This window comes from Streptomyces sp. KR55 (genome assembly GCF_052245645.1).
Classification (GTDB): domain Bacteria; phylum Actinomycetota; class Actinomycetes; order Streptomycetales; family Streptomycetaceae; genus Streptomyces; species Streptomyces flavusporus.
In genome coordinates this window covers 1-8,921 of sequence record NZ_JBQQCE010000406.1, presented here as the reverse complement: position 1 = coordinate 8,921, position 8,921 = coordinate 1, and the positions used below count along the sequence as shown (strand labels likewise).

The following is an 8,921-nucleotide window of genomic DNA, read 5'->3' as shown; positions in this document are numbered from 1 at the left end:
CCTGCAGGCAGCACAGCTGACCGAGGCCGGGTGGCGTCGGCGGTGGGAGTGCGAGCGCTGGTTCCTGCAGGCGGACGGCGAGTCCGGCAAGCGGTACGGCAACGAGACCCTCCGCATCACCCCCGACGGTCGGCTGAGCATCAAGCTGCCCGCCCCGCTGAAGGACCTGGCGAACGCCCCGCACGGCCGGTACGTCCTCACCGGCACCGTGTGCTTCGCCCACCGGGGCACCGAGTGGGCCGACCGCGTCGAGGCCAACCGGGCCGTCGCCTACCGCATCCACTACGACACCGGCCGGAACCGCTGGTACGTGACCGCCGCCTGGCAGTATCCGCCGACGACCAGGACCGTCCCGCTGGACGCCGCGCTCGCCCAGGGGGTGATCGGGGTGGACACCAACGCCGATCACCTGGCCGCCTGGCGCCTCGACGTGCACGGCAACCCCGTCGGCAGCCCCCGGCGGTTCTTCTACGACCTGTCCGGCACCGCCGGCCACCGCGACGCCCAGGTCCGGCATGCCCTGACCCGGCTGCTGCACTGGGCGACAGCGTGCGGCGTGGCCGCGATCGCCATCGAGGATCTGGACTTCGCGGCGGAGAAGACCCGCGAGAAGCACGGCCGCCGCAAGCGGTTCCGGCAGCTCATCTCCGGCATGCCCACCGGCAGGCTGCGTGCCCGGCTGTCCTCGATGGCCGACGCCACCGGCATCGCGATCATCGCGGTTGACCCCGCGTACACCAGCCGCTGGGGCGCCCAGCACTGGCACAAGCCCCTCACTAGCAAGAACCGCACCACGACCCGTCACGACGCGGCCGCCGTGGCGATCGGCAGGCGCGCCCAGGGACACCCGATCCGGCGACGGACGGCACCGCCCCCACAGCACCGGAGTGATGCGGTGGGGCATCGGACCGTCCAGGCCCGACCGGGCGTCCCTGGGCGTGAGGAACCCCGCCCCCGCATTTCCGGACCACGGACACGATCCGTGCGCGCCGGATGCGGAGCGAACGCGGGGAACCAGAACGCCCAACACCGTTCGGGGCGTTCGGCTGAGCATGGGTCCTGGCAGCAGGATTCACTCCCGCTCAGTCTCTAGGAACGGTTGTCGCCGTGTGTGAGCGTCTCCCAGGCCACGAACAGGTTGTTGCTGCCGGCCGGGCGGTTCCGCTCGGTCAGTGCCTGGGTGTTGGTCATAGCGTGGCCGAGCCGGTTGTGCATCGCGTTGTAGCCGACCTCGGTCACGGGGCCGAGTCCGAGGTGCAGGGAACCGCCGCACAGCCAGGCCGGGACGGCCGCGCCCAGTTCGTACTTGGCCTGGAAGCCGAGCGCGTGCCGCAGCCGTTCGCCGACGTCGGTGCCGTAGAGGTCCTGGCCCTGGATCCGGCTGGTCTCGGCGACGTGCGAGATCGCGGAGATGCCGTATCCCGCGTGCGTGAAGTCCCGGCAGGTCTCCTGGGTGAGGCCGGTGACGAAGGTGGACTGGCCCTGCCAGTAGTTGACGATTTTCTCGCGGGTGTTGAGGTTCTGGCTGGGGACGGTCTTCGGCAGTTCCCCGTCGGAGGAGAGGTAGACGTAGGCGGCCGTGCGGGTGCGGAACTTCGCCATCGCCTTGTCGTACGACGCCTTGTCCTCGAGGAAGACGGAGATGCCGATCGCGGCCTCCATCATCGACAGTTCCCAGTTCCCGTTGGAGTTGGAGCCGTTGATGATCTCGGGCAGGTAGACGGTGCGGAGCATGGTGGCGAAGCGGCCGGAGTTGGCCCAGGTGCCGGTGTACGTGTACTTGATGATCTCGGCGGCCTTCGGCCATGAGGAGCCGGCCCAGCCGGTCTGCAGGGGTGCGTTGCTGTTGGTGTGGTCCTGGATCACGGCCGACCAGGCGTCCATCAGCTCGATGGCCTTCTTCGCGTGCCGCTCGTCGCGGGTGATGTACCAGGCGAGCGCGTGGGTGTAGGCGGCGATCGCGTCCTCGCGCTCGTCGGTGCAGCCGTTGTTGGGGTTGGAGTACGAGCCGCACTCGACGATCGCGCGGGGTTTGGGTGTGCGGTTCAGGTCGGCGTACTTGCTCGCGGTCATCCGGTCGAAGGCGCCCTTCCAGGGCTGGGCGCCGGAGTTGACTTTGTTTCGGGTGAAGTCCAACTGGCTTCGGGAGACGGTCACTCCGGGGTGGACGAAGGTGGCCGGGGCGGCGTCGGCGCGGGGTGCGCCGGGCCAGGTGAGCAGTCCCGCCACGAGGGCGGTTGTGACGGCGGCTCCCAGGGTGAGGAGGGACGCACGGGACCGGTGGCGGTGTCGGACGGGGGCGTGTGACATGCGAGTCCGTTCTTCTATGTGAACGACAGGTGGGGGACTGAACACGCGCGCTGGCCGAGACCATAGGTACGGACCAAGGTTTCGTCAAGGGGTGAAGAAAGAGGGCAAGTTACCTTCGGGTGTGTCGTGACTTATCGCGCAAGTGGCAGTAAAACCCGCTTCGACCACTCGAAGCAGAGGAGTGCTGCATGAGCGCTGACCTCCAGAACAGAGGCCATCACAGAGGGAGTTCCCGCCGTCGATTCATCGTTGGAACCGGTTCTATTCTTGGCGCGGCCGCGATCGGGAGCAGCAATGCTCCAACTCCCGCCTCGGCGGCTGCGTCCCGACGCAGCAGCGCCGTCATCGAACCGGATGCCCGCGTTCCCGTCCTGGTGATCGGCAGCGGATACGGCGGCTCGGTCGCCGCACTGCGGCTCGCTCAGGCGGGCGTCGACGTCCACATCGTCGAGATGGGAATGGCCTGGGAAACCCCGGGCCCGGACGGCAAGATCTTCGCCAATACGACCAGTCCCGACTACCGGTCCTTCTGGCTGCGCACCCGCACCAGACAACCCCTGAGCAACTTCCTGGGCTATCCGCTCGACAAGGACGTACCCCGCTACACCGGAATCCTGGACGCCGAGGACATGGGCGGGATCATCGTCTATCAGGGACGCGGTGTCGGCGGCGGGTCACTGGTCAACGGCGGCATGGCCGTCACGCCGAAACGGGAGAACTTCGGTGCCGTCCTGCCCTCGGTCGACGCCGACGAGATGTACGACGTGTACTACCCGCGCGCCAACACCGGCCTCGGCGTCAGCACCATCGATCCGGCGTGGTTCGAGACCGCCGCGTGCTATCAGTACGCCCGCGTCGGCCGAAAGCACGCCGAGCGTTCCGGTTTCCCGTTCCTCTTCGTGCCCGACGTCTACGACTGGGAGTACATGAAGCAGGAAGCCGCCGGTACGGTCCCCAGGTCGGCGCTGGCCGGAGAGATCCTGTACGGCAACAACCACGGGAAGAAAACCCTGCAGAAGACCTATCTCGCCCGGGCCAGAGCCACGGGAAAGGTCACCATCTCGCCCCTGCACCGCGTCACGACGGTCACTCCTGCGGCCACCGGCGGCTACGTGGTCGGCATCGAGCAACTCGACACCGCCGGCGCCGTCACGGCGACGAAGACGGTGACCGCGGACCGCGTGTTCTTCGCCGCCGGCAGCGTGGGAACCAGCAAACTGCTGGTCCGGCTGAAGGCAACCGGTGCACTACCCGGGCTGAACGGCGAGGTCGGCAAGGGCTGGGGCGACAACGGCAACGTCATGTGCGGGCGCGCCAACCACATGTGGGATCCGACCGGCGCCCTGCAGTCCGCCATTCCCACCGCCGGAATCGACAACTGGGCCGCGGGCGGTGCATTCGCGGAAGTCGCCCCGCTGCCCACGGGAATAGAGACCTACGCCTCGTTCTATCTGTCGATCACCAAGAACCCGCACCGCGCCCAGTTCTCCTGGAACGCGGCGAGCGGGAAAGTGGAGCTGAACTGGCAGACGGCCTGGAAACAGCCGTCCATCGACATGGCCAAGTCCATATTCGACCGGATCAACGCCAAAGAGGGGACGATCTACCGGACCGATCTCTTCGGCGCGTACAAGATCTGGGGCGACCACCTCACGTACCACCCTCTGGGCGGTGCGGTGCTCAGCAAGGCGACGGACAACTACGGCCGTCTGCACGGCCATTCGGGTCTCTACGTCATCGACGGTTCGCTGATCCCCGGCAACACGAGCGTGAATCCCTTCGTCACCATCACGGCGCTCGCCGAACGGAACATCGAAGAGATCATCGCCGTTGATCTGTGATCGTCCGGCCTCCGGCGGGCCGAGGCCCCCGTGGCCTCGGCCCGCCTCACGGCCGGGGCAGGACGCAGACCGTGTCGAGCCCGAGCACGTGGTTGAGTCGGCCGAACGCCAGCCACGACCCGATGCTCATGCTCAACTCCACGATCTCGGCCTGGCTGTAGTGCGCCGTCATCCGGCTCCAGAACTCCTCGTCGAGGTGGTGATGGTCCAGGGCGTACCGTTCGGCGTACTCGGCGGCCAGCCGGGTCCGTTCGTCGAAGGCGTCCGTGGTGCGCCAGGAGGCGACGGCGTCGGCGAAGTCCTCACCGACCTTCCGCCCGTCCCGCTCGGTGCGCCAGTCCAGGCAGAAGGCGCAGCCGTTGATCTGCGCGATACGCAGCCGCGCGGCCTCGAACTCGTTCAGGCCCAGGGTCGTGTGGGCGTACACGGCCAGCGAGAAGTTCGATGCGGCCGTGCCTATGTCGGGGACCATCTCGCCCCACACGTACGGGATGGGGTCAGCTCCGTCGGGGATGTCGATGCGCAGGGTCACCGCTCAGGTCCTTCCCAGTCGGCCGGCTGCCGGGCGCAGCGGGACGTCGAGCGCGTCATAGAGGCCGGGCTTGGCCTCGGTGAGCCAGTCGATGGCGTTCACCAGCCGGCCGACGGCGGTGGCGTTGCCGCCCGCCGACCGGTTCTCGCCCTCGTCGGTCGCCGTGACGGTGACCTCGATGCGGGGGCGGCCCTCGATGATCACCCGGTGTGCTCCCGCCCCGCCGTCGGGGGGTGCGGGCCAGTCCGGGGCACAGGACGGGTGGATGCGTGTGATGTGTTCGATGACGAGACGGGGCCGGCCGTCGACGATGCCCTGCACCTCGAAGCGCACCGCGCCCTGAGTGCCGGCCTCGAACTCCCCCATCGTCGAGGTGGTGACGGTGGTTTCGAGCGCCCGTCGCTCCAGCGCCTCGCGCATCTCGTCGAGTTCGACGCCGAGCGCCCTGGCCATCATGCGGATCTGCCCGCCCCACACCATCGTCGGCACACTCTCGGCCAGCATGAGCGGCTGGTAGTCCATCGGCCGGCCCATGCCCACCAAGTTCCGTACGGATTCCTCTTGTTCGTACGTGGAGTAGTCGAAGATCTCCTGGCAGCGGACCGCGTCGATGCGCGAGCCGAGCCCGCTGATCAGCAGGGGCAACGTGTCGTTCGCCCAGCCGGGATCCACCCCGGACACGAACAGTGACCCGCCGCCGGCCGAGACGGCCTCCAGCAGCGGGTCCCGGATCTCGGGCGGGGCGTTGCGCACGTCGTACATCCCGTACACCGACGCAGTGACGACCACCGCCCCGGCCCGAACGGCTCGGCCGATGTCCGCCAGCGCCCCGTCCGGCCGTAGGTCACCCGACGCCGCGTACACCACGGCGCGCGGCCCGGCCGCGAGAACCGACGTCACGTCATCGGTCACCGGCACCCCCAGGCGGCGTCCCAGCCCGCCCAGATCGCCCGCGTCCCGGCCGACCTTGGCGGGGTCGGCCACCAGCACGGCCGCAAGATCCAGCGCCGGATGCGCGTCGACCGCGCGGATGGCCGCACGGCCGACATTCCCCGTACCCCACACAACCGTGGAAATCATGGGCGGAGGGTAACGAGACGGCGCAAAGGTTCCCAGAGTCGTGCACGGATTGCGTCCGGGCCTTCCGCGCCACGCCCGCCGACACGGGAGCGACCGTGCGCGGCGGTCATGATCGCCGTACCGAACAGGGCCGCTGCCGAGCGGTACGCTGCGACTAGGGCGGCCGGGTCGGCGCTCTGGCCGACGTGAGCAGGTGGGTTCCGGCGGGCCAGTCCCGGCGATCGACGGTCGGCCTCCTTCCGCAGCGAAGGTATGAGGAGCGGGCGGTGGGTGCGATGGAGTGGCGTGAGTTCGCCGAACAGATGGCGGGGCTCGCCCGGCACCTGCTGGCGCAGAACTCCACGCAGGACACGCTGGACGAGATCGCCTCGAGCGCCGTCGAGCTGATCGAGGGATGCGAGGCGGCGAGTATCCTCACCCTGCGCAAGGGGCGCGCGGTCGCCCTCTCCTCGTGCGGGCACATGGGCAGGGAGAGCGACCGGCTGCAGGGCGAACTGGGCGAGGGTCCCTGTTTTGACGCCGCCCGGCGTACCGACGGCGAGCGGTTGTTCCGCATCACCGACATGACGAAGCCGCAGCCGTACTGGCCGCGTTTCGCGCCGGCGGCCCGGGAGCTGGGCGTGGGCAGCATGATGGGCTTCCTGCTCTACACACGGGAGGAGGACTTCGGCGCCCTGAACTTCTACTCCTCCCGCCCGGGAGCGTTCGGTCAGGAGAGCGAGACGGCCGGCTGGCTGCTCGCCGCCCATGCCGCCGTCGCCCTGGCCAGTGCTCGCACGGTGGACCAGCTGGAGCACGCCCTGGACACCCGGCACGCGATCGGCGAGGCGATGGGCATCCTGCGGGAGCGCCATCACCTCAGCGAGGAGGAAGCCTTCGACGTGCTGCGCCGCATCTCCCAGACGCACAACATCAAGCTCCGCGACGTGGCCCAGTCCATCCGCGCCAAGGCCGTCCCGGAAAGCTGACGGAGACCGATCGGCGACCATTCATCGGGGGTACGCGGGGGGAACACGAAGTCGGCGCCGCGGAATCGGCTTCGTGAGGTGTCGTGGTTCGGACCAGAGCCACGGCACCGCTCGGCGCCGACGCCACGGCCCGCCATCGTCCGTCACTCTCCGCGGCCCACCTGTCGGACACCCCGGGATCGGCCGGCGGCCGACTGAAGTACGGCACCGAGGGTTACTCGGCACGCATGACGAAGCTCCGTCTTCCAGGGCGAAAGGATCACGGCGACCGGAGTCCGGCGCCGGCGGCGGCCGGGCCGGGGCCGGAGGTGGACCGGGCGGCACCCGATGCGCCGACGCACCTGCCGAAGCGGTCCTGGGGTGCGGTGCTGAAAGGGAGCCTGCGGGAGTTCAAGGACGACGAGCTGACCGACCGCGCGGCGGCGCTGACCTACTACGGCGTGCTGTCGCTGTTCCCGGCGCTGCTGGTGCTGGTGTCCCTGCTGGGCATCGCCGATCCGTCGGTCACGGACAAGGTGCTGGACAACGTCCGGCAGCTCGCGCCGGGGCCGGCCCGGGACATCATCGTCCGGGCCGTGGAGCAACTGCAGAACACCGCCGGCACCGGCACGATCGTGGCCGTCGTCGGCCTGGTGCTGGCGGTGTGGTCCGCGTCGGGCTATGTGGCGGCGTTCATCCGCGCCGCGAACGCCGTCTACGACATTCCCGAGGGACGTCCGGCGTGGAAGGTCCTGCCCATCCGCGTGGCACTGACCGTCGTCCTGATGGTGCTGGCCATGATCAGCTCGCTGATCGTGGTCTTCACCGGTGGTCTGGCCCGCCGGGCCGGGGACATCATCGGCATCGGGGACACCGCCTTGACGGTATGGTCGATCGCCAAGTGGCCTGTGCTGGTCTTCCTGGTCACGTTCATGATCGCGATCCTGTACCGGGCGAGCCCCAACGCCAGGATCAGGGGCCGGCGGTGGATCACCCCGGGCAGCTTCCTCGCCCTCGTGATCTGGCTGATCGCCTCCGCCGGCTTCGCGTTCTACGTCGCCAACTTCGGCTCGTACAACAAGACGTACGGGACCATGGCCGGCGTCATCGTCTTCCTGATCTGGCTGTGGATCTCCAATCTGGCGATCCTGCTGGGCCTGGAGTTCGATGCCGAGATCGCACGCCAGCGGGCCATCGTCGGCGGGCACCCGCCCGAGGCCGAGCCGTACATCGAGCCACGCGACACCCGGGCCTGGGACGAGGCCGACCGGCGCCGGGCGGACGACACATGACCGGCCGTGCCTTTCGGCGGTGCCCGGGGGCCGCGCGGCGCATCCTCGCGGCCCCCGGCGTGCCTCAGGACGTGCCCGGACGGCGCACGAAGCGCTTCAGCAGCGGCCAGGCCAGCAGTACGACGACCACCGCATACACCGTCACCGCGAACGGCGTGTCGACCAGACCGGACACGCTGCCGTCGCTGATCTGCAGGGCGCGGCGGAGCTGCTGCTCGGCGTTCGGGCCGAGGATGACCCCGATGACGGCGGGCAGCACGGGCAGGCCGTAGCGGCGCATACCGAACCCGATCAGGCCGATGACCAGCAGGATCACCAGGTCGACGACCTCGCCGCCCACCGCGTAGGCGCCGACCGCGGCGAAGAACAGGATCCCCGCGTAGAGATACGGCCGCGGAATGCGCAGCAGCTTCGCCCACACCGGCGCGAGCGGCAGGTTCAGGGCGAGCAGCAGCACCATGCCGACGAACAGGGAGGCGATCAGACCCCACACCAGTTCGGGTTCGCGTTCGAACAGCAGCGGGCCGGGCTGGATGCCGTACTGCTGGAACGCGGCCAGCATGACCGCCGCGACCGCGGTCGTGGGCAGGCCCAGCGTCAGCATCGACACCAGCGTGCCCGCCGCCGAGGCCGACGCGGCGGACTCCGGTCCGGCGACGCCCTCGATCGCGCCCTTGCCCCACTCGTCCTTGTGCTTCGACAGGCGCTTCTCCGTGACGTACGACAGGAAGGTGGGGATCTCCGCGCCGCCCGCCGGGATGGCCCCGAAAGGGAAGCCGATGAACGGGCCGCGCAGCCAGGACTTCCAGGTCCGCCGCACATCGCCGCGCCCCAGCCAGGGGCGGCCGACCGGGATCGCCTCGCCGGGCCTGCGCCGCAGGTGGGCGGCGACCCACAGGGCCTCGCCGATGGCGAAGAG

Annotated in this window: 8 protein-coding genes; 4 read left to right on the top strand and 4 right to left on the bottom strand. The window is 69.4% G+C overall.

What is annotated here, in order from left to right; all coding sequences use genetic code 11:
- Positions 1-1,093, top strand: a 1,093-nt coding sequence (locus ACTWQJ_RS39525; protein WP_443311260.1) for an IS200/IS605 family accessory protein TnpB-related protein, incomplete at its 5' end; no start/stop codon positions are given.
- Here ACTWQJ_RS39525 and ACTWQJ_RS39520 read toward each other — a convergent pair.
- Entirely contained in the window at positions 1,090-2,310 is a 1,221-nt protein-coding gene (locus tag ACTWQJ_RS39520) for an alginate lyase family protein (protein ID WP_443311259.1), read from the bottom strand. The two genes, ACTWQJ_RS39525 and ACTWQJ_RS39520, sit on opposite strands and share 4 nt — an antisense overlap.
- A gap of 188 nt (positions 2,311-2,498) precedes the next feature.
- On the opposite strand from ACTWQJ_RS39520, the gene ACTWQJ_RS39515 reads away from it, so the two are divergent.
- On the top strand, positions 2,499-4,151 hold the full coding sequence (locus tag ACTWQJ_RS39515) for a GMC oxidoreductase (RefSeq protein ID WP_443311258.1): 1,653 nt from the start codon (positions 2,499-2,501) through the stop codon (positions 4,149-4,151).
- Positions 4,152-4,197: 46 nt separating this feature from the next.
- Here ACTWQJ_RS39515 and ACTWQJ_RS39510 read toward each other — a convergent pair whose 3' ends face one another.
- Together ACTWQJ_RS39510 and ACTWQJ_RS39505 are read right to left on the bottom strand one after the other, a co-directional pair.
- A complete protein-coding gene (locus tag ACTWQJ_RS39510) occupies positions 4,198-4,623 on the bottom strand; it encodes a carboxymuconolactone decarboxylase family protein (RefSeq protein WP_443311263.1) in 426 nt (141 codons plus the stop codon).
- A 63-nt stretch (positions 4,624-4,686) separates the two neighbouring features.
- Positions 4,687-5,763 (bottom strand): NAD(P)H-dependent amine dehydrogenase family protein, encoded by a 1,077-nt coding sequence (locus ACTWQJ_RS39505; protein ID WP_443311257.1) that lies wholly within the window; start codon positions 5,761-5,763, stop codon positions 4,687-4,689.
- Between the two features lie 275 nt (positions 5,764-6,038).
- Here ACTWQJ_RS39505 and ACTWQJ_RS39500 point away from each other — a divergent pair, with 275 nt between their 5' ends.
- Positions 6,039-6,731 (top strand): GAF and ANTAR domain-containing protein, encoded by a 693-nt coding sequence (locus ACTWQJ_RS39500; protein WP_443311262.1) that lies wholly within the window; start codon positions 6,039-6,041, stop codon positions 6,729-6,731.
- 227 nt (positions 6,732-6,958) lie between these two features.
- Positions 6,959-8,002 (top strand): YihY/virulence factor BrkB family protein, encoded by a 1,044-nt coding sequence (locus tag ACTWQJ_RS39495; protein WP_443311261.1) that lies wholly within the window; start codon positions 6,959-6,961, stop codon positions 8,000-8,002.
- A gap of 64 nt (positions 8,003-8,066) precedes the next feature.
- Here the strand turns inward: ACTWQJ_RS39495 and ACTWQJ_RS39490 are convergent.
- A partial coding sequence (locus tag ACTWQJ_RS39490) for a tripartite tricarboxylate transporter permease (RefSeq protein WP_443311256.1) occupies positions 8,067-8,921 on the bottom strand: 855 nt, incomplete at its 5' end.

Coding starts and splice junctions, on each gene's coding strand:
- ACTWQJ_RS39520 (WP_443311259.1), bottom strand. CDS start 2,310: ATGTCACACGCCCCCGTCCGACACCGCCACCGGTCCCGTGCGTCCCTC.
- ACTWQJ_RS39515 (WP_443311258.1), top strand. CDS start 2,499: ATGAGCGCTGACCTCCAGAACAGAGGCCATCACAGAGGGAGTTCCCGC.
- ACTWQJ_RS39510 (WP_443311263.1), bottom strand. CDS start 4,623: ATGGTCCCCGACATAGGCACGGCCGCATCGAACTTCTCGCTGGCCGTG.
- ACTWQJ_RS39505 (WP_443311257.1), bottom strand. CDS start 5,763: ATGATTTCCACGGTTGTGTGGGGTACGGGGAATGTCGGCCGTGCGGCC.
- ACTWQJ_RS39500 (WP_443311262.1), top strand. CDS start 6,039: ATGGAGTGGCGTGAGTTCGCCGAACAGATGGCGGGGCTCGCCCGGCAC.
- ACTWQJ_RS39495 (WP_443311261.1), top strand. CDS start 6,959: ATGACGAAGCTCCGTCTTCCAGGGCGAAAGGATCACGGCGACCGGAGT.